Origin of the sequence: Photobacterium indicum (assembly GCF_003026215.1) — a bacterium.
Lineage (GTDB): Bacteria > Pseudomonadota > Gammaproteobacteria > Enterobacterales > Vibrionaceae > Photobacterium > Photobacterium indicum.
Genome location: NZ_PYOC01000003.1, coordinates 317,096 through 336,475 on the forward strand (window position 1 = coordinate 317,096; position 19,380 = coordinate 336,475).

The 19,380-nt window shown below is 38.9% G+C and carries 21 protein-coding genes and 3 pseudogenes; 8 read left to right on the forward strand and 16 right to left on the reverse strand.

What is annotated here, in order from left to right; all coding sequences use genetic code 11:
• Positions 1 to 41: 41 nt before the first annotated feature.
• The 5 genes from C9J47_RS11760 to C9J47_RS11780 all read right to left on the reverse strand — a co-directional run bounded on the left by C9J47_RS11760 (position 42) and on the right by C9J47_RS11780 (position 2,566).
• Positions 42 to 278: a hypothetical protein gene (locus C9J47_RS11760; protein ID WP_006231648.1), complete on the reverse strand. Its 237-nt coding sequence runs from the start codon at positions 276 to 278 to the stop codon at positions 42 to 44.
• 428 nt (positions 279 to 706) lie between these two features.
• Positions 707 to 907 carry a hypothetical protein gene (locus C9J47_RS11765; protein ID WP_107253707.1) on the reverse strand — a complete coding sequence of 67 codons (201 nt, stop codon included), beginning with the start codon at positions 905 to 907 and terminating at the stop codon, positions 707 to 709.
• Between the two features lie 133 nt (positions 908 to 1,040).
• Positions 1,041 to 1,430: a DUF3465 domain-containing protein gene (locus C9J47_RS11770; RefSeq protein ID WP_107253889.1), complete on the reverse strand. Its 390-nt coding sequence runs from the start codon at positions 1,428 to 1,430 to the stop codon at positions 1,041 to 1,043.
• Between the two features lie 126 nt (positions 1,431 to 1,556).
• The gene (locus tag C9J47_RS11775) at positions 1,557 to 2,009 is read right to left on the reverse strand and encodes an NUDIX hydrolase (protein WP_107253708.1); all 453 of its coding nucleotides are present in this window, start codon (positions 2,007 to 2,009) and stop codon (positions 1,557 to 1,559) included.
• A gap of 170 nt (positions 2,010 to 2,179) precedes the next feature.
• Positions 2,180 to 2,566, reverse strand: a complete 387-nt coding sequence (locus tag C9J47_RS11780) for a DUF1090 domain-containing protein (protein WP_107253709.1) — start codon at positions 2,564 to 2,566, stop codon at positions 2,180 to 2,182.
• Positions 2,567 to 2,838: 272 nt separating this feature from the next.
• On the opposite strand from C9J47_RS11780, the gene C9J47_RS27345 reads away from it, so the two are divergent.
• The 3 genes from C9J47_RS27345 (at position 2,839) to C9J47_RS11795 (ending at position 6,011) form a co-directional block, all read left to right on the forward strand.
• Positions 2,839 to 3,057: a hypothetical protein gene (locus C9J47_RS27345; protein ID WP_245903437.1), complete on the forward strand. Its 219-nt coding sequence runs from the start codon at positions 2,839 to 2,841 to the stop codon at positions 3,055 to 3,057.
• A gap of 6 nt (positions 3,058 to 3,063) precedes the next feature.
• Positions 3,064 to 4,056, forward strand: coding sequence for a DUF3103 family protein (locus C9J47_RS11785; RefSeq protein WP_245903439.1), 993 nt, complete (start codon positions 3,064 to 3,066; stop codon positions 4,054 to 4,056).
• Between the two features lie 587 nt (positions 4,057 to 4,643).
• Positions 4,644 to 6,011, forward strand: a complete 1,368-nt coding sequence (locus tag C9J47_RS11795; RefSeq protein ID WP_107253710.1) for a Na+/H+ antiporter NhaC family protein — start codon at positions 4,644 to 4,646, stop codon at positions 6,009 to 6,011.
• 90 nt (positions 6,012 to 6,101) lie between these two features.
• On the opposite strand, the gene C9J47_RS27595 is transcribed toward C9J47_RS11795, so the two are convergent.
• Positions 6,102 to 6,383 carry a GNAT family N-acetyltransferase gene (locus tag C9J47_RS27595; RefSeq protein ID WP_425440599.1) on the reverse strand — a complete coding sequence of 94 codons (282 nt, stop codon included), beginning with the start codon at positions 6,381 to 6,383 and terminating at the stop codon, positions 6,102 to 6,104.
• A 108-nt stretch (positions 6,384 to 6,491) separates the two neighbouring features.
• Here C9J47_RS27595 and C9J47_RS27600 point away from each other — a divergent pair.
• A pseudogene (locus C9J47_RS27600) lies at positions 6,492 to 6,722 on the forward strand (transposase); the annotation flags it as partial.
• 182 nt (positions 6,723 to 6,904) lie between these two features.
• Here C9J47_RS27600 and C9J47_RS11805 read toward each other — a convergent pair.
• The 7 genes from C9J47_RS11805 to C9J47_RS11835 all read right to left on the reverse strand — a co-directional run bounded on the left by C9J47_RS11805 (position 6,905) and on the right by C9J47_RS11835 (position 12,695).
• Positions 6,905 to 7,411 carry a GNAT family N-acetyltransferase gene (locus C9J47_RS11805; protein ID WP_107253711.1) on the reverse strand — a complete coding sequence of 169 codons (507 nt, stop codon included), beginning with the start codon at positions 7,409 to 7,411 and terminating at the stop codon, positions 6,905 to 6,907.
• Positions 7,412 to 7,475: 64 nt separating this feature from the next.
• The gene (locus C9J47_RS11810; RefSeq protein ID WP_107253712.1) at positions 7,476 to 7,829 is read right to left on the reverse strand and encodes a tRNA-binding protein; all 354 of its coding nucleotides are present in this window, start codon (positions 7,827 to 7,829) and stop codon (positions 7,476 to 7,478) included.
• 25 nt (positions 7,830 to 7,854) lie between these two features.
• Entirely contained in the window at positions 7,855 to 8,244 is a 390-nt protein-coding gene (locus tag C9J47_RS11815) for a DUF6404 family protein (protein WP_146150845.1), read from the reverse strand.
• 227 nt (positions 8,245 to 8,471) lie between these two features.
• Positions 8,472 to 9,215 carry an acyltransferase gene (locus C9J47_RS11820; RefSeq protein WP_107253714.1) on the reverse strand — a complete coding sequence of 248 codons (744 nt, stop codon included), beginning with the start codon at positions 9,213 to 9,215 and terminating at the stop codon, positions 8,472 to 8,474.
• Positions 9,216 to 9,256: 41 nt separating this feature from the next.
• Positions 9,257 to 10,105, reverse strand: coding sequence for a glycosyltransferase (locus C9J47_RS11825; protein ID WP_107253715.1), 849 nt, complete (start codon positions 10,103 to 10,105; stop codon positions 9,257 to 9,259).
• A gap of 9 nt (positions 10,106 to 10,114) precedes the next feature.
• Positions 10,115 to 11,596, reverse strand: a complete 1,482-nt coding sequence (locus C9J47_RS11830) for a PIG-L deacetylase family protein (protein ID WP_107253716.1) — start codon at positions 11,594 to 11,596, stop codon at positions 10,115 to 10,117.
• A 529-nt stretch (positions 11,597 to 12,125) separates the two neighbouring features.
• Positions 12,126 to 12,695, reverse strand: coding sequence for a 1-acyl-sn-glycerol-3-phosphate acyltransferase (locus tag C9J47_RS11835; RefSeq protein WP_107253717.1), 570 nt, complete (start codon positions 12,693 to 12,695; stop codon positions 12,126 to 12,128).
• A gap of 224 nt (positions 12,696 to 12,919) precedes the next feature.
• Here C9J47_RS11835 and C9J47_RS27350 point away from each other — a divergent pair.
• Positions 12,920 to 13,059: pseudogene (locus C9J47_RS27350) on the forward strand (IS3 family transposase); the annotation flags it as partial.
• Positions 13,060 to 13,799: 740 nt separating this feature from the next.
• Here the strand turns inward: C9J47_RS27350 and C9J47_RS11845 are convergent.
• Positions 13,800 to 14,282 carry a hypothetical protein gene (locus tag C9J47_RS11845; protein WP_107253718.1) on the reverse strand — a complete coding sequence of 161 codons (483 nt, stop codon included), beginning with the start codon at positions 14,280 to 14,282 and terminating at the stop codon, positions 13,800 to 13,802.
• Positions 14,283 to 14,504: 222 nt separating this feature from the next.
• Between C9J47_RS11845 and C9J47_RS11850 the strand changes: the two are divergent.
• Positions 14,505 to 14,744, forward strand: a pseudogene (locus tag C9J47_RS11850) (transposase); the annotation flags it as partial.
• A gap of 235 nt (positions 14,745 to 14,979) precedes the next feature.
• Here the strand turns inward: C9J47_RS11850 and C9J47_RS11855 are convergent.
• Positions 14,980 to 15,621, reverse strand: a complete 642-nt coding sequence (locus tag C9J47_RS11855; protein ID WP_107253720.1) for a DUF5677 domain-containing protein — start codon at positions 15,619 to 15,621, stop codon at positions 14,980 to 14,982.
• A 712-nt stretch (positions 15,622 to 16,333) separates the two neighbouring features.
• On the opposite strand from C9J47_RS11855, the gene C9J47_RS11860 reads away from it, so the two are divergent.
• Complete coding sequence (locus C9J47_RS11860; RefSeq protein WP_107253721.1) at positions 16,334 to 16,804, forward strand: cell division inhibitor SulA; 471 nt, start codon at positions 16,334 to 16,336, stop codon at positions 16,802 to 16,804.
• 203 nt (positions 16,805 to 17,007) lie between these two features.
• Positions 17,008 to 18,414, forward strand: coding sequence for a basic amino acid/polyamine antiporter (locus C9J47_RS11865; protein WP_107253722.1), 1,407 nt, complete (start codon positions 17,008 to 17,010; stop codon positions 18,412 to 18,414).
• Positions 18,415 to 18,516: 102 nt separating this feature from the next.
• Here the strand turns inward: C9J47_RS11865 and C9J47_RS11870 are convergent, their stop codons facing one another.
• Entirely contained in the window at positions 18,517 to 18,912 is a 396-nt protein-coding gene (locus C9J47_RS11870) for a RuvC family protein (RefSeq protein ID WP_107253723.1), read from the reverse strand.
• Positions 18,913 to 19,380 lie beyond the last annotated feature (468 nt).

A 19,380-nucleotide genomic window follows, 5' to 3' on the forward strand; every position in this document is an offset into this window, starting at 1 on the left:
ATACCCAGTGACTATTAGATATATATAAAACCCTGTAGTAGTTACTGGAATTCGTCGCCATGATTCTCAAGCTTTCGATGGTGACATGTTTGGCATTCAACATAACGATCGAGCAAATCTAACGATGCCAATACCGGGCTGGCAGTGCCAGAAAAGAAACCTTCAAGAAATGCTTTAAATTGCTCTTTCTTACTTTTACCGTACTTCGACGGTTTTTGTTTCATAATTTCCTTATGTTCAGTGTCTTTATTGCACTTCTCACAATATTGTACAGCCATAACCTAACCCCTTTCCTTTTCACTACTAAATAATGGCTAAAGCAGACATTAACGCATTGCTTTGAGACATCATGTTTCATTCAAAACAACTAAACATTGAATAGCACTTATTTGCACTATGAATTTATCTCATAATATAATCACAGATTCAAATGATTTGATTTTTTTGTTTATTTAACAAAATGTTGTAAGAGGAAATAAGATGGTAGGCGTATGAAGAGGTAACCTTTAGTCAATCGATGATAGGTTACCTAGAGTTAGATACCTGTCGATAGCCTACATAGAGAACACATGGTTTTTATGCAGCACCCCATCAAGGTCAAAATTCAATTCACCAATAACTTGGAAACCTAAGTAACGATAGAAGTCGATAGCTTTCTGATTATTTACCCAAGTCGATAACCAGAAAGGAGCACCGTGAAGGCTTTCTACATGCTTTTCGTAAAGTGCTTACCGATTTTGGAGCAAACAAAATGCAACGGCATGTAGATGGCGACAAACAGTAATACATCGAACACAAACGATAAGTTGCTCAATTCTGCATAGTTGTCGACAAGGTAGTTCTTAATAAGCACCGCACCAAACACGGTTAAAAATGTCACTAAATAATAGACATGTTTTTCTTTCATATGGTCCTCTATCGCCTTTTTTAATAGCTTAATATAACGTTACATTCGATATTTTACGAAATAACCGCCAGACATTAAGCGGAATAAGGCTAATAATGCCATAGGCTTAGAGTACGTAGCAACAGTGAGCGTTTTAGTTGTATGTCTTACCGTTGTGCTTTAACCACCCATGTACATGAATACCTCTTGGATCACGATGCGTCCAATGAACAACACCACCCTTTGAATTCCATTCATATTCACCATTAAATTCCACTGTATCACCAACATTTAGATTTAAGACTCGTGGAGCGAGATCTATATTATGCGAAATCAAGATAGTCTGATTTGAATAAAGGCGCAGTATGAATTTTTGATGTCGTGAACCTTGGTTATCATCAGGAAGAACGCGAATGACATTACCACTACCAGAAACCTGAACATCACTTTGATGCGACTCATACACTTGTTTCAGTAATACATCATCAGCCATCGTGGGAAATGACGACAAACAGAATACAACACAACAAATCGATAAAATCATTTTCACTCTAATCACTTCCTTATGTATCAAAATTGGGTACCTAGCGCCTGTTCCACAGCAAACTGACCAATCTTACCAAACTCAATACCAAAGATACCTAATGTAATTAGCACCGTTTGATTGTTGTTAGCCAATTTTCACTCGCATTAATTCTGATGGCTTATTGTCTACAAAGTAATGCCAGACATGATCATATAATACGTTTTGGCCTGGAAAAACAGCTAGTTCTTTAGCTTCATTTAAAGTGCACCATTTATATTCCGTATGCTCGTGATTAATAATTACGGATTGATTCGGTTTACAGTAAATAACGAATACAGGAATAACTTCTATTGTATTGAGGTTGTTTTCGTAGAATTGTTCTAAATATTGCCCATTGTATAAGTCTCCCACATCAATTTGAGTTTCTTCTTTAAACTCTCTGATGATGGTTTGCCAACCTAGCTCATTACTTTCAACCGTTCCAGCAACATGGCACCAAAAACCACCCTTTGTTCTTTTCATCAAAAGGATCTTCGTCTGATCATTCACCTCAGATAAGGCAATACCCGAAACAACAGCACATCTAACAGGGATCATTTATTATACCTCATTGTTATATTGAGAATCGGCAAACACCAGCCAGAAGATATATAGCGGCAAATCTGTGTCAGGCAAGATCCGCTAACACATCGCTTTGCAGAAACACGTTAAAACTTGTGATCTATAAAACAACATTCGAACAAGACGATGTAAAATAACTTTCGTATTTAACGTAGAAGTTCACTTTGAGCTTCATCGAGTTCATCAATCGCTTCTTGCAACTTTCTCTCTTTCTTTTCTATTTTGTCAGTATTCCCTTTTTCTTTTGCTTCATTTAACTCTTGTTCTCTTTCCGCTACCTTCTGCTCTTTTTCAGCTATTTTTTCCTTCCTCTCTACTCTTAGTGAATCATCAGTACAGTATTCATTTACTTTTTGTAATGCCGTTTCTAAGCCAGCTAAACGATGTGTATTTCCATATTCCTTTGCATATTTTATTTGTGTTTTAATCTCTTCCTTTTTAGCTTCACAACCTGTTAGTTGAGCCGCCTGCGTTGTAGCTGATAAAGTGAGAAGAAGTGAGAGTGTTACCGCTGTAATAACTTTATTTTGCATATTCGTTATCCTATGGTTGGACTATTTTCGTGTTACGAATGGGGGTATAGCAAAAATCCATACACACCCAACCCTTAATTGTAAGCTTTTCAAGGCAAAACTACCCGATTTCATTTAATTCCCATAGCGCATATCTGTTTATCATTGAACGCGTATCTCAAACAAAAACACATCTGTTTTTTATATTACTCATTAAGTGGCATAAATACTGTGAATAAATGGTATTGCATTATAAATGCGCAGGATGAAAACTTAATAGAAGGATATATGGTATGAATATAACACTACCTTTAGCGATTACTGCTGGCATACTCTCTGCGGGTGTGACTGCAGCGCCGGTGTCTAATGCACAATTGGCTCCCACTCTAGATAAATCAAGCTCGGCATCACCAACAATGGTATCGGTTACGGAATCAAAACGTGCGTTAGCATTGAGCTTGAGTCAACAATACGCACAACTTGCACCTGTACTTCATGAAGAGATCAGCTAGTACCAATTGAATGCGCCACTCAATGAATTAAAACGTAGTAAGCGTGCGGCCCCTTTTGCGCGTTCGATGGTGGCGATGGATGAGACGTTACGAGTAGAGAAAGGCATCGAAGATTATACCGATACCATTATGGAATTACGTTTGGCTGATAAAACTATGTTGGCACGTTGGCAGGCGGGACAGTCTCCACTGTTTGCATGGGAGCCAGAAGGCAACGATAAGAACTGGAGTTATATCGAAGCCTACGATATCGACGGTAACATTCACTTATTGGATGTATATGATGTGCCTGATCGCCCTGTGCTCGTTGTTGATACAAACTCGCGTAAAGAGCTGAAAGCAGGCATTAAGGCGATGAACGATGAAATCCAGCGCTTACAAGGCTTGAATAATGCGAATATCGCACCAAAACCCATGGCACTTCAATCCCGTTCAATGGCTGAGAATGCGTTTGATACACAAGCTGACACACCAAGTATATCGACGACTGTACTCAAGAAAATTCGTCTGAAAGATGACCATGAACCTTGGATTTCAGGAAAAGCTGAAGTATATGCGATAGTGACAGGCGTGAATCCAAGCCGTGACGAGCCAGTACTGGATATTATTGATATGCCGTATTTGGACTATAGCGAGACTGATTACTCACCGAACCAAGTGATGATCTATTGGCAGCGTTACCGTTGGTCTGCGGCTGATATGCTGTTAATGGAGAAAGATGACGGCACCAATTATAAGGATTTAGCACGTACTTTGTTAGAAGTGGCGACTGCAGCTTTAAAATCGATTCCTGATCCTGAAGTGCAAGCGTATGCGATTATTCCACAACTGACAGGGAAAGTTTTAGAAGCGATTCCAGACAGCTGGGCAACAAACGATGATGACTTCGTCGATGTATTTTACACTTTGCGTCAAGGCACCATGTACAGCGACTACTCTGCTGCGGGTAACAATGTCACAGCAACTTTTGCACCATTAACGATTGAGCCGATTCAGTAACTCACTGACATCAATTGTTATACCATTCTGGATAAGTAAATGGTCAGATAATTGCGCAGTGAAAATTGATAATAACAAGGCGGAAATTGAAGTAACTAGTGGCCCTAATTACAAAATTTCTAACGTAGTTATAAGCAATTTTAACCAGCAAGGATGATCAGAGACTTGTCTAGATTGGTATTAGTACAAAAGAGAGCCCAAGCTGTTGGTAATCATCAACGATGCTCGCTATGGGTGAAGGCCTACATAAGTAGGCTTTACTCGCTACTTATGAAGTTCATCTTATTCATCCAGCATGTTTTGGATTAACTCGGCTAGCCGTTTTATCGCTCTTTCTTCCGGCTCTGAACATTCAAACGATGAATTAAGCCGAAAACAATGATTAAACTGTTTACTCGCGGAAAACATTTTCCCTGGCGCAATACTAATATTGTCTTTCAACGCGCGCTGGTATAACTCTGTTGCATCTAAATACTCGGGTAATTCAACCCATAGTGTTCGATATATACCATTTTCCCACTTACCTTCACCATGTAATAAATATCTGCACCACTACACTAAACCTTCACAATTTTGGACGGTTTATTATGAACAATTGGATATCCTTACTTCCACCACTGTTGGCTATTTCATTGGCAATAACGACTCGCAAAGCCTATTTGGCGATTTTTTCAGGTATCGTGGCGGGGTCTTTGATTTTAGCACCGTCATTCCTATCTGGATTAGTCTCAAGTGTGAATGCGATTGCGCTGACCCTTCAATCACCAAGTGCATTAAAGAGTTTGCTATTTATTTTGATGATCGGCTCAATTATCCATTTATTACAATGCTCAGGGGCCATTCGTTGCGCATTGTTTATCATCACAGAGAAGAAGTGGATTAGAAATCAAACTCATGCACAGTTACTAACCTTTGGGGCTGGTTTTCTAATGTGCCTAGAAGGTGTTGGCTCAATGATGATGGTTGGGGTGATTGGTCGCCAACTGTTTACTAACCATCAGGTGTCTAAACAAAAATTAGCGTTTGTAGCAAATGGGACTGGGGCACCTTTAGCATGGCTTTTACCTATCAGTAGCGCTGGTATTTTCTTGACCAGTTTGATTCAAGTTCAAATTGAGCAAGGTATTATTGAAGGCGTTGCGACTCAACTGGTTATGGATTCAGTGCATTATCAGTTTTATACCCTATTTATACTTCTTTCTGTTCCTTTGCTATCCGTGCTACCTCACGACTTCAAATACGAGCAAGAGAAAAGTACGATACAGGTAGTGGAAACCCATATCGAGCAAAGCAATCCGAGTCATCCCCTATGGGTATTAATGGCCCCACTCTACTTACTCATACTAAGTATCGTGACTATCGCAACCGTTACAGGCAGTGGAAACCCAATCAACGGCGATATCAGCAATGCGATTTACTGGAGTGGATATATAGCACTCGTGGGAAGTGCACTTCTCTACCGCCTAAGTGGAATAAAATTCAATCAGACCTTACGTTGGGTTTTTCAGGGTGTAATACAAATTCTTCCAGCGGTAATCATACTGACCTTGGCATTTACCCTTAGCCATGTCATCGGAGAACTTAGTACAGGGAACTACCTTGCCAAAATTATGGTGGGTCATATTTCAGAAAAAACACTACCAGCAATCATCTTTCTGATTGGTATTGCCATCTCATTTGCAACAGGAAGTTCTGGAGCTACCGTAAGCATATTAATACCGATTGCATTACCAATGGCTGCTCAAATGGGATTGTCGTTACCGCTTATTATTGGTGCTGTTATTTCTGGTGCTGTTTTTGGTGATCAAAGTTCGCCTATTTCCGACTCAATCATTGTGGCATCTTCCGCTGCAGGGTGTAGCCCTGAAAGTCACTTTAGAACGCAGCTCCCAATCACGCTCAGTGTTGCAACAATGGCATTTATCAGCTACCTCTTAGTAACCACCGTAATATAGCCCTTCAAACCCATGCCAGTTAAATATTTACCATTTTTTAGATTCACCTTAACCATGCGCAAATAGGTAATTACTTTTAAAATTCAGTCATTACTTACAAAACAAAAGAGATAGATTCATCACTGGCAACACCCTACCTTCTGGTTTTGAATTAACTAACTTAACTCTAGTTGCTCCCATTTTTTGGTAAAAACCTTCTGCATTTGGATCTGAGACGATTACCAATTTTATAGCTTCAACACTTTTTAGATGATTAATTATGAATTGGAACATTTTACGTCCCAAACCCTTTCCCATTGCTGAAGGGGCTAACCAAAATGTACGAGAGGTAAGATCTTCGGGGATAATAAGTAAATCAGGGAGCCAAACTATCCATTAACTTATCGCTATAGCCCCAATATCGTTTAGCCGACTCAATGAGCCTATCTATCTCTTTAATCTCTGTTGATTCTGCTAATACAATATTCATATGGTGCCGACGGCTTTGATTCCAATAAACGGCAATGGATACACTGTAAAAATCAGTATCTATTCAGCGCCTTTGATTTAGCTAACGTATGGCGAGCACGTTTACTCAGCCACATCACTGACACACTAAAATTACGGTTACCTCGTCAGTTATCCCCAAAATGGGTTATGGATTGTCGTCATGTTGGTCGGGGAAAATCAGCTTTATTGTATTTATCTAAATACCTATACCGTGGCGTATTGGTCGTGTCCTTGTTGTCATCATTTAATGCGACATTTTGGCGTATTTCGCCCGAGATAATCTTGGGTTATTTAAGGATAATGGTTCAGTTTTTACTTCTTCGTAATATTTCCCTATATAAGGTAACTCGGGCTTGTTCAACACTTCGGATAGGTGTCGGCTTCGTGACACATATCCTTATCTGTTATGTGCATTTAGCTAACACTGAAGTGTTTCTTGATCCTGCTGACCTTTTTTTAGGGTCATAAAAAGTATCAATAATTTCAAATCCGGCTTTGCGCATCATCCCTGCTGAAGCAGCGTTCTCCTCGTGCCTTTCAATGAACACGTTACTCGCATTCTGATTACGGGCAATAAGAACACACTCTTGAAGCAACTTACTACCCAATCCTTTCCCGCTGTGACTTTTACTCACAACTACTTCCTTGATATAAGCGATGTCTGAAGAATCAGTATACTTTACAAGTTTGACTGGGAATGCATCATTATGAATGATTACTGCAAAACCTATGATTTCACCCTCTTCAACTTCAGCCAAAGCAACCGATGCTCTCCCTTCATCTATCAATGTAAATTGGTTGGATATACTTTCTTCAGTAATGTAATTCCAGTCATTTGCCCCATCTCTTAGCAGGAGAGCCCTCATATTTAAATAATCAATATCGTTCAACTTTCGACAATGTATTTTCATTTCAGATTCACTCTTTGCATATAACGTCTAACATAGGTTGCACCACGGCTAACCAACCAAGTACCTACCCTGCTCGACTACCATTAGGAACTGTCATTTCTGGCATTGCTAAACAAGGAGTCAATTTATCTGCATAGCCAATATCAAACAGCATTCCTTGAGAAACCTCTCCTGCCATTTTTTGCTCAGGTAGATTAACAACAAATAGAGCTTGCTTACCTTCAATTTCGTATGGATTTTCACGTTCTTGTTTTATGCCAGCAAGAATTGAACGAACATGCTCACCAAAATCCACAGTCAATTTCATCAGTTTTTTAGATTTTTCAACTTCTGAAACAGCTGTTATTGTTCCCACTCGTATATCTAGTTTTTCAAAATCATCGAATGTGATTAATTCTTTAATTGGTGCTTGTTTCATTTTGATATCCTTGAATGTTTTTAGACTATTCAGCTAAATGGTGCTCGCTTAACCACTCTGGCCATGATGTAATTTTAAGCTTCTTTGAGTAGTACAAAACTTCCAAGCTCAACCATAAACCTGTAGTGAAGCCAAAAAGTAGCGATATGTATAAATTCTTAACATTTGGTTCTTGAAACTGCCATACCATTAGCCACATACCACCTCCCCAAGTCACCGTTCCAAGAACTAATTGCCAAACAAATAGCTTCAATGGTGATTCAAATAAACAAGGTTTAGCGTTCGAATTAAACAACTTGTACCATAAAAAAGGTGCGAGTTTCACTACTGTTCTACTCGCACCTTTTTGGCGCAAATAAATCTCTATAAATTCTTTCTTATTCATAATGACCGTATTAGGTTTAATAAAACGCAAGCTAATCACATCAGATTTACGCTAAATGTGATACATGACTCATACATTCACCTCGCATATGAAAAATAAGATTTCGAGAACCATAACGCCGAACATAAGTACGCGTAGTAACAACAAAACCAAGTCTCTCCGCCTTTTATGCGATTTCTTGGACAACGAAACGCTACCAAAAGTACGAAAGATAGCGTGTCCGTTTTTCTCGCGCATTACTCGGTGAGCGGGAAGATCTACTCTGTGGCTTCTCTGGATAGAGGGGCCGTTTGTTGAGTCTTCAAAGACTTAACAATCCGTGCGGGATTTCCCATAACGATGGAACCATCTGGTACAGAGCGAACCACAACACTATTGGCCGAAACGACGCAGTTTTTGCCGATTTCAACGCCTTTCATGATCACCGCCCCAGTACCAATCCATGAACCACTACCAATTTTCACGGGTAAAGCTTCAAGCCGCGCAATTTCTGTATCCGTTCCCCGGCCTTCAGTTGTGTGTCCATCACAATCCATAATCGTAACCATTGGAGCAATACCGACATCATCACAAATTTCAACATGGGAATAAGCAACAATGGCGACACCCATCATTTGTACTCTGTCTCCTATCGTAATTTTCCCCGGTGGATTCGCGTTTGCTTTCACTGAAGTGAATTTGGTGCTGGCACTATGAAAAGGAGGACGATCGCTGTCCGATTCTATAAAGCTGTTTTTTCCTATAGAGATAACACCCCGAAACTCTTCAATTTCCAGTTTATTCATTTCTTTATAAACTGAGTAACCGGCTTCATCGTGTACCGACGTGAAACAGATGCGCGGAACATTTGAAATGACGGCAGAGTCATCAACGGTAATCCCCCTTTCCCTCAATAAATTGGCGACGTGTTCCGGATCTGTCTGGAACGGCCCTTCTTCGACTTGCTTAATAAAATCTTGGTCATCAGGCAAGCTAACAAATTTACTTCTGTACGTTGGCATTTTATTCCCTTAAAAATCAGTTTGAAAATGTGAACTTGTCATTATTTAGACAGCAAGATCCCCTGACTCCAATTCATTTTTAAAACGTCAGAAGAAATATCTCCGTGTTTTTCTATGATGTATTTCAAACTTGCCTGACCTAATGCTTTCGCATCTTCAGGCGATTTTTCATGGGGGAGATGAAGCACCAGTGGCTCTGAAAGTAAACCGAACTTACCGCCCGCCGAGAATAACCGTATGCCAAGCTCCATGTCTTCACCACCCCAGCTACAAAAGGATTCATCGAACCCCTCAATGTCCCTTAGCAAGGACGTTTTGCAACTCACATGACATGTCCAGAACACAAACCAGGGGAAGCGGCTTTGCGCATAGCCATTCTCTAATGCGTGGAGGCGATCATAACGACAATCTGGGTACTGATCATTTTGTGCAAGCACACGAAATATGCCTTCTGCTTGATATTCGCGATATAAGCTCAAAAGCGCCTGTTCATTCCTAACTTCGAATTCGTCAAACCCGTATGAAAACCCAATAAGTACATCGTCATCACTCTCTTTGTAGTGATTGCTATGAGCAAGGATCAGGTTATCAGGTGCGATAATTCCAGAGTCGAGAAAAAGACAAATCTCATATTTTGCTGAAAAAATGCCGACATTTCGAGCTTTAGCTACCCGGAACCCCTTGTCCTCCTGAAAGAAATATTTAAGGTTGAGTTTGTTTTTAAAGCTATTAGCTACATCACGGGTATCATCATTAGAGCCATCATCTACAACCAGCACCTCAAACAAATCACCCGCACATTTTTGTGCTACCAGTGAGTTAAGGGTTTCCTTCAGTAATTCGCTGCGGTTATACGTTGGAATCACAACACTTACTTTATTTATGCTCATTTCTGCCTCCTATTCTTTCGGCAATTCAAGCAGAGTATTCGCGATCAGTTCATCCAACGCGCCAACCATAGAGCTCATCCATAGTGTCTGATAGCTATGCTTAGGGTCTTTAAACCCCTCAAAGCGTGCTGCGACAGCGGGTTGTCCAAGTTGATAACCCGCGATAACACAAAACAAATTTTCAGTAGAAAGAAGCGTATCTACACATTTATAAAATGCATCGATTGTATCGGAATAATACGTCAGGCTGACATGTTCAGAATTCAGGTTTACTGTGCGTATTTTTTCGCGTTCTCTTGTGTATATATTCAATTTCAAAGGCGAAAATTCATCAATGATTTTTTCTATATCTTTTGCTACGAAGTAGTCATGAATAACCAAGTTAACAACATCGTTATCTTTGAGATTTTTAAATAACATATCAATACTATCGAGCTGTTCAAAATCCACATAAGATGGCAACGTTGGTGTATGGGTTAACGCCCAACGCCTTTCGCTAAATTCAAAATCTGAGTGAATATTTTTTGCTGAGGAAATAATAGAAGGAACCATGAAACTGGTTCTGAATTGAGATGCAAAAATTCCAACCAAACGTTTTTTATTTTCCATTATGCTGGTTATGTCTTCAAACTGAGTATCTAGCAAACTTCCGCCATTAATCTGGCTAACCAGCCTGTCTCGCATTTCACCACCAAAATCATGTCCGTATGGTAAATCCTCATAAAGGCTGATTCTGCAAGTAACAAATTCTTCTTTATAACGCTGTAGCATTAAAATCGCGGCGTTGCGGGTATTATGGTGATCGGAGTGCGAACCTGATGCGATAGGTATCCAGATTTCATCAGCATTAAGGGGGGCAATAACATCCCTGAGCATGGTGGCCAGCTCTTCAAGTTGGTCAGAGTGCAATAAATCCTGACCGTTACCCTCCATCCATCTGAGGGGTTTGTCTAACTGTCCGATATGAAGGTGAGTAGCGCCAACCATCTCACAAGCAAGCCTAGCTTCCTTTGCGCGGCGTTCGGTCACAAACGCTTTCTCATGCGTTGTTTTTTCATGATAACAGGTATAGTTGGAGTGAAAAATATTGCTGACAATCGTTATTTTCTGCTCCCCCCTCCGATTCAGTAATGCTCCCCCAACAGATAGAATCGCATCATCAATATGCGGTTCTATCACAACAAGGTGCGAATCGCTTTTTCTCTTCAATGGTGCAACTAATTCAATAATCCCAAGGTTCCACCATCGCTTAAGACAAATATCAGAATCCGGGAAATTGCAGAGAATTCGATCCAAGGTTGGCTGCTCATGTAACGTGTCGAACAATTGAATCTGTCCTTCTGACAACTCATCAGATTCACGCCGAGATATGTGGAACCGCCCCAAGTTAAAGAATATTTTCTCGTCAATACGCTGAAAGTTAGGGTTAATAACTATCTTACTATTGATATTCGCATTATAAATATCGTTAACACCTAAAAAATTACTCATTTTATACCTTTATATAATAACTCAACAACATAGAGCTAAAATACAGCGGATAACTTTCAACAACAATTCGCCTCTTCTCTTTTGCGATTCACTTAATAGTACGCCATAATCAATGACTTAATTCTCACTTAAGGCGACTGAGTTAACACTGAAGCCAAACACAATACAGATGAGAACTTTTGTTGCGGCACAAGAATATTGAAGGGTACCTTTTCCTACTCAGCAATAAATTTAGTGCCACAATATTTGAACCGCAACTAGCGTAATAACAAACAACATTAATGAACAATTGCGGCTAAAGAACTTATTGAGCACGATTGAAAATTGGTATGAAAATATTGTTTCGCCAAGCCTTAAACCGCAATAACCGACAAATGAAATTCACGGCATTTCGACTGAAAAGATATTAGATGAGCTTCCACTTGCCGAATAACAAACCAAAAATGCAGAGTAAAGCGCGTCAGCTTCATGTTTTTATTGTTGGACAGTCCCTGCAATGTATAACATTGCAAGTCCATATATTTTACGATTAAAGCTGTATATACCTCTCTGGATATCGCGGCGGAATCGTACTATAAAAGTCCCATATTTGGCGTAAATCTTTTTCTAAGTCACCACTTGGGTAAATAACCTTACCAACCCCAACTTCACGCTTGCTATAGTCCAAGTACCCTAAAAGTATTGGCACTTTAGATTGCATTGCGACATGATAAAAACCTGTTCTCCACCTTTTGGCTGGCCCCCTAGTACCTTCTGGTGTAACTAAAACAGTTATGCCATCTGAGGCTCCAACGAATTTAACCATTTCATCTACCATTTTAGGGCGCTTTTCACCCGCTTTTTTTCCTGAACGGTCAATCGGAATAGCCCCCATAGGTCCAAGAATCAGGTTAAATGGAAAGCGCATCCATTCTTTTTTTATTGTAAAACGTGGCTGAGGTAAGTTCATATAATCGCAAGCTGCCATTGTAAAAACAAAATCCCAATTACTCGTATGAGGAGCACCAACCATTACACAGTTTTTGATATCAGAAGGCGGCAAATCACGTACTTTCCAACCCTGAAGTCTAAACAATAGACGAAAAATAAATTTAAACATTTTCTAGAAATACCATTATTAATAGTTATAAAAAACTCTATGGAGCCCGATTTCGGCTAACACCGCTTAAATACACTTGTTAGCACGGTTGTAGTAAAACCAAGCTACTTTAACAAATACGTTGAAATAACAAAGTGACCAAGCACTTGAAAACTAACATATTCATGAATTCTATAATCATTAGTGGCGAGACTCGGAAAACGAAGTTCTTTACATACAGCTGAAAGACCGTATGGATACCAACAACAGGATATGAATATTTTGCGGATGCTAAGAAAGACTAACTCAATATATTATTGGTTATTACAGCAAGATTAGACCACATCAATATAATAGTGGTTTAACACCAAATGAATCAGAGTGATTATTTAATGAAAGATCTAAAGAACAGGCCTGTTTTCCTTGGCTACTACACTAATATACAACGTGGATTGGGGATAATGTGAATAAGTGTAACGCGTCACCCTTGATTGTGTTATGTGCGCAGCTAATCTGTGCTGAATTCATAGTTCTGGTATTCTTCGTTTAACATGCCAGCCACTGTCAACCACGCAGATTTATCAAGTATAACTAACTCAATGGGCTCTGGCTTCATAGCCCAACCCTGTAGATTAAAACCTCAAAGTAAACCGCCCTTAGGGTAAAAGGCACCATTCTTTTCAGTTAGGCTAAAAAGCTTACCTGAAAACTGAACGTCCCCGTTTGTAGTAACATTTGCAGAAGTAACTTCAATAGATGGAAATTTGGGAGCAAAGCAATGTTCATTACCTGAGGCTACAAATCGAACTTGGAAAACGCCCGATTTACTCCACGAGCTAAGAATACGATTCTCTAAGGTACTATCGTTAAAAACATTTACTATAGCTACCATGCTCAATGTTTGTAGAAAGCAAAGAATTTCGGTACAAGTGAAAAGACAAATATGAACCGAGTACAGCTACAACAATGATCATCAAAGAATAGATATACTTTTTCATATCTCTCCTAAACTCCATACCAAAACCGCCGTGTAACGCACTGCCTTGCTACGACTACAACGCATTGATATGTTTCATCAGGTCAGGATTACAAGAATCTGCACACGTAATGTTTGAGCATCACAACTTAAACAGACAAATCTGGTGATGTGTCTGGTTCTTTAGGAGACACAGACATTCGAATATTTTCCTCTGTAAGATCATCTACATTACTTAACAATTTCATTAATTCTTGACCTTCCAGTAAAGATTGATCATACAATTTAATCACTTCACTACTGAATGCATTATTTTCATCTGCCTTCATCCTAAAAAATTGCATTTGATTCAGTAGGTTGTTGGTAATATGCTGCGATGAATAAATAGTCGCCTTGAATATTAGTCGTTTTTCTTCTTCTTTTTTCAATAGCATTTTTGTTTGAAAGTCAGCATATATACCAAAACTAATCACCAGTATGACGATTACTACCCTCATCCAAAGTTCATTTGAATCAGTAGGGAAAATTTCAAAATTATCTTCCAAAAAGAAAAGATTATGAATCAAAGACTCTATTAGCCAAAACAAAACCGACAAAAATGTTGCCTTGAGTGTGAAATTAAATTTATTCATGATAATCAATTACATGTAAAACCACGAAGACTTCCGAGTTCAACATGGCTCCTTCTTATCCAAAGATAAAAACCAGACTAGACCTAAGTGTTACTTCTTACAAAAAGAGCGTACAGATTTAATTTGAAAATGTTGTACTTATAACAACTTAGTACCAATCCAATAGCGTTAATGTATATCTACGCGTTATTCTGATCCAACGCCAGCAGTAAGGTGCGCTACGACAAACTCACCAAGCGCACCGTATGGGTCGTTGATTGTCGTCATGTTGGGCAGGGGAAATCAGCTTTGTTATATTTATCTAAATGCCTATACCGTGGCGTATTAGCCGATAACAATATTCTTTACAAAGACAACGGGAATATCACTTTTCGCTACTTGGATAGCCAGACAAAAGCGGATTACTTTTGCCCTTGTTGTCATCATTTAATGCGGTGTCTTGGTGTATTTCGGCCAAGATAATATTGCGTTATATAAAGATAAGGTTCTGCTTTCACTTGAGGAGATAATCAGAATTAACCATTAAAATCAGTTGATTATGTTTATTGGCTTTAAGACAAGGCAGGTGCTCACTTCAAGATAACCGCTTATCAATCATCACCCTTCCACTTCTTCGTAATATTTCCCTATATAAGGTAGCTCGGGCTTGTTCAACACTTCGGATAGGTGTCGGCTTCGCGACACATATCCTTATCTGTTATAAAGCTTTGTTGAGTTTATCGAGTATCTTTTGTGGGTACTCAAGCGTAGCTTTATCTACCCCAAAGAATTCCAAACTGTCTCGAATAGAAAGTGCTACCAAGTTTATTGCTTGATCGAAAAATTGAAGTAACTTTTCATCATCGTAGGCTGAGCCTAGTAAAACTTGGGAATCTTTCGAGTTACTCTCGATCAAAGCACCTACATTGCCGTGTGCGTACATTGACAATATAGAATAGTAACCATTATACAATTCCACTAAATCAGCTTTTTTGAAGCGATCCCACACGGAAAGCTTTTTACCTAACTTTTTGTATTTTTCCGCTTTATCACTTTCAATATGCTTTTGAAGCTCGTAAAGCCGCAAGTATTGAGCTTTTGTCATAGCCTCTGGATGACTTTTGTCTTTAATGCAACATTGAAGATCAGCGAAAGTTTCTAATGCGGAGCGTAAAACTATAGGGACTGATGAAACTCGATGATTATTTAAAAGGACTACAGCATCTAAGCATAGTTCCGTAACCCTAATTGCTAATGCAATGATGTACTTTTCCTGTAGATTGTCGTGAATTAATGATGCGAATTTTTCATCTCGAAATTGTAATAGTCCAACCCAATCATCTACTTTATCTGAACTCATTATCTACCTTGCTTTATAACATTTTATTCTACGAAATGAATTCGTATATCCTCACTAAATCCGCAGATATACGCATGGAATATACGATCTGCGATCGTATATCTCACTTCAGTATGAAGAACCCTATAAATACGCTACCACCCTCGGGTATGCCCCCCGCATTCGTGATCACAAAATGTAGGCTATATGATACCAACTGATTTGATATGTAACTTGATGAAAGTCTAATAAATTAGGCATTAATTTCCACCTTATAAGTCAACATACACTCGACATGCAATTTTCAGACATTCATTTATCAAATTCATTCTTCCAAACTGGGCTGGCTGATTCTTATCAAAACGGTCATCAAATAGTAAACGCTTTAAAAAAGACGATAAGAAGATAAACAGTAAACTACTGTATAAACCTACCTACAGGCCGCTTAACTGGCGTGAAGTAACTCAAATATTCGATACGTTATTTCTCATTATTTCTGAGTTTAAGCTGACGTTCTATTTTCTATAAAATCACCATCAATGAAAAATAACACTAATAAACAACGAGATAGAAAACACCTGCGATCTCAGCATGCCGAAAGTAATTTCTGTTAAGACATAAAAGTACAACAAAAAAATACTTGCATCCTCGTCTAAATAACACTACTGTACGTTCATACAGTACAGTATAGATACACAGTACTATTTAACCACTGGTATAAGGATGACAACCCATGACAGCATTATTGAATAACCTACAATCGGTTACTGCTTCTCAGGCATATAAATCAACCTTTACAGCAAACTCTACTTTGTCTCAATACCAGTCGGTTAAATGCCCAATTGATGTTTCATTTACCGATGAGTCACAAACTCAACTCGCCTACTTTCTACGTTTATTAAAGCAAGCAAGTTTGCAGAGCCGTTGGATTATGTTCATTGGCGACGAAGCGATGGTCGATAAGAAGCTTCTTATAAGCGCAGGCGTCGATATTAATAGGGTGCTAGTCTTAAAAAGCAAAAAATTGCTCGACGACCAAGCATTGATGACAAAGGCATTGATCGGTGGTAACTGTAGTGCCGTTATTGCGGCGGGTAACATTAGTAGTTTCCAAACAGATGCTATTCGCCAAGCATCAGAACAAGGTCAAACGCTAGCTTTTGTTATTAATCATGCGACAAAACATAAAGTTACCCTTCACTAGTTGTGAAACAAAGCGTTACAAAGCTACTAATAATGTTGTTGGTTAATCAAAATATCTTATTAATATGTTGATCTATAGCAATGAAAAGGGTTATCCACTGCTATTAAGTTAATCAATGTCACATAATTTCTGAAAATTATCAAAAAAGCACAATGAAATGCTTTATTATCTACGCCCTATAGTTATATACACCGGATTTTATTTTGGATAATAAACTTGGCTTAGGTGCGATGACCGCACTGGTAATAGGGTCTATGATTGGTGCGGGCGTCTTTAGCCTTCCTCAAAACATGGCTTCAGTGGCTAGCCCAGCAGCTGTAATGATTGGTTGGAGCATTACAGGTGTAGGCATGATTTTTCTCGCCCTCGCTTTCCAACACCTTTCCCATTTAAAACCTGAAATCGAAAGTGGCGTTTTTGGTTACGCCCAAGCAGGTTTTGGCGACTTCGTAGGCTTCTGTTCTGCATGGGGCTATTGGTTAAGCGCAATGCTTGCCAACGTTTCTTATTTAGTTATCGTCTTCAGCACGCTAGGTATGTTTTTCGATCAACCTGATATGATTTTATTTGGCGAAGGAAATACCTGGCTTGCTGTTGCGGGCTCCTCCATTTTATTATGGCTTGTACACGCCTTAGTACTTCGTGGTATTCAAACTGCTGCCATTATTAATATGGTAACAACCATCGCTAAACTAGTTCCCCTCTTTATGTTTATTGCTTTCGCATTTATAGCATTTAAGTGGGATACCTTTATTTTTGATTTTACTGGGCTTCATTTTGGTGAAGAGCATGATCTTCTTTCTCAAGTAAAAAGCACCATGCTAATTACAGTCTGGGTATTCATAGGTATTGAAGGCGCAGTGGTTGTTTCAAGCCGCGCAAGGCACCGTCGAGATATTGGTAGAGCAACCATTCTTGGCCTATTAACCGCTTTATCTATTTATGTACTGGTAACGCTGCTTTCTATGGGGGTTATTACCACTCAAGAGTTAGCGACTTATCACAACCCATCAATGGCACAAGTGCTCACGCATATCTTAGGCCCTTGGGGTGGGATTATTATTGGTTGTGGTTTGTTAATTTCGGTATGCGGAGCATTCTTAAGCTGGACTGTATTAGCCTCTGAAGCGCCCTACCTTGCTGCTAAAGATAAGATGTTTCCTAAGTGCTTTGCCACTCAGAATAAAGCGGGAAGCCCTGTAAAATCCCTTTTATTAACTAACATCTGCATTCAAGTTTCATTGTTTTTTGTTATGTATTCAGGCGGAACGTATGACACCCTACTGGCCATCGCTTCTGAAATGATTTTAGTGCCTTATTTCTTAGTCGGTGCATATACATTGCAGTTAGCTATTCAGACTAAAAATCGCGGTTCACTGCTATTTGTTGGGATTTGTGCAAGTAGTTACGGCTTATGGCTTCTATATGCTTCAGGCTTAAATTACCTGCTGCTTTCTGCATTACTTTACGTTCCCGGTTTGTATTTCTACGTCAAAGCTAAACGCGAACAAGGCGTAAAAGTATTCGTTGGGAAAGAAAAAGCGGCAGCTAGTATGCTCACCGTTGCTGCTTGTTTTGCAGTCGGTATGCTTTGGACGGGTATCTTATAATTCTGTTAATTTTACTCGTTCTAAAATAGCAGACACAAAAAAGCCAGCTTAAAACTGGCTTTTCTTTTATCTACAAATGCTAGTTTGGCGCTAGAGCGTGTATCAGATACTGACTCTTAACTGTTCACCATTGTCTTCAATAAATCCAATGTGACAACCCGACTTCTCTTCGATTAATAATAATTGTTCTTCATCCAAAGAATATGGCAAAGAAATTACAATCTCATTAATGTTTTCTGAGCGTGCTAAACGCAACAAACGCACAAGATTACTGGCATCACTCACATTGGTAGAAAGCACTTTTAATGCTTGCATTTGCAACTGTTCAGAAACACTTAACCCGCTAGGTAGAGATGACCTCCATGATATCTCAAACGCAGGTATACACGCTTTTATCGCATCTAAAAAAGTGAATCGATGCTTACAAGACGCAGATAAGAATAACGTGTAATCAAACACTACTTTTTCTTTTTTTGAGGATGCGGCTAATATTTCCATATTTTTCCTTAAAAGAAAAATCACTTACCTTTAGCAATAGCTAGTGCAATTAATTGCATTCGCTATTTACTATACGATTAAGTTGTTTGGAAGATATTCTAAGTTTTTAAAAACTTGCACTGGATCTTACTTTTAGAGCATGTAAATCAATACGCAAATACAATATAAACATACATTTAACACCCAGAAAACCTAACTAGATCATCTATCACACTAAACGTATAACTCTCTTTTTTTCGTAAGATTGCTAATAACAACTAGCATGAACTCAATTACTCACATTGACATTAACGTATAAGTTATTATTTTACTGGGTATAATTAGAAGGCGAAGATGTTAAATATTCTCCTAAAAAACACATACATCAATATCATTGATACTTAACACCAAAATATACTTCTTTATTATAATCTGAAAACTTTACGTGCATATTTTTGTTATTATTCATACGCATAAAAAAGCCCCAGA

Bases quoted from the DNA above. Each gene is read 5' to 3' on its own strand.
- C9J47_RS11760 (WP_006231648.1), bottom strand. From the start codon at position 278: ATGGCTGTACAATATTGTGAGAAGTGCAATAAAGACACTGAACATAAG.
- C9J47_RS11765 (WP_107253707.1), bottom strand. From the start codon at position 907: ATGAAAGAAAAACATGTCTATTATTTAGTGACATTTTTAACCGTGTTT.
- C9J47_RS11770 (WP_107253889.1), bottom strand. From the start codon at position 1,430: ATGATTTTATCGATTTGTTGTGTTGTATTCTGTTTGTCGTCATTTCCC.
- C9J47_RS11775 (WP_107253708.1), bottom strand. From the start codon at position 2,009: ATGATCCCTGTTAGATGTGCTGTTGTTTCGGGTATTGCCTTATCTGAG.
- C9J47_RS11780 (WP_107253709.1), bottom strand. From the start codon at position 2,566: ATGCAAAATAAAGTTATTACAGCGGTAACACTCTCACTTCTTCTCACT.
- C9J47_RS27345 (WP_245903437.1), top strand. From the start codon at position 2,839: ATGAATATAACACTACCTTTAGCGATTACTGCTGGCATACTCTCTGCG.
- C9J47_RS11795 (WP_107253710.1), top strand. From the start codon at position 4,644: ATGAACAATTGGATATCCTTACTTCCACCACTGTTGGCTATTTCATTG.
- C9J47_RS11805 (WP_107253711.1), bottom strand. From the start codon at position 7,411: ATGAAAATACATTGTCGAAAGTTGAACGATATTGATTATTTAAATATG.
- C9J47_RS11810 (WP_107253712.1), bottom strand. From the start codon at position 7,829: ATGAAACAAGCACCAATTAAAGAATTAATCACATTCGATGATTTTGAA.
- C9J47_RS11820 (WP_107253714.1), bottom strand. From the start codon at position 9,215: ATGCCAACGTACAGAAGTAAATTTGTTAGCTTGCCTGATGACCAAGAT.
- C9J47_RS11825 (WP_107253715.1), bottom strand. From the start codon at position 10,105: ATGAGCATAAATAAAGTAAGTGTTGTGATTCCAACGTATAACCGCAGC.
- C9J47_RS11830 (WP_107253716.1), bottom strand. From the start codon at position 11,596: ATGAGTAATTTTTTAGGTGTTAACGATATTTATAATGCGAATATCAAT.
- C9J47_RS11835 (WP_107253717.1), bottom strand. From the start codon at position 12,695: ATGTTTAAATTTATTTTTCGTCTATTGTTTAGACTTCAGGGTTGGAAA.
- C9J47_RS11845 (WP_107253718.1), bottom strand. From the start codon at position 14,282: ATGAATAAATTTAATTTCACACTCAAGGCAACATTTTTGTCGGTTTTG.
- C9J47_RS11855 (WP_107253720.1), bottom strand. From the start codon at position 15,621: ATGAGTTCAGATAAAGTAGATGATTGGGTTGGACTATTACAATTTCGA.
- C9J47_RS11860 (WP_107253721.1), top strand. From the start codon at position 16,334: ATGACAGCATTATTGAATAACCTACAATCGGTTACTGCTTCTCAGGCA.
- C9J47_RS11870 (WP_107253723.1), bottom strand. From the start codon at position 18,912: ATGGAAATATTAGCCGCATCCTCAAAAAAAGAAAAAGTAGTGTTTGAT.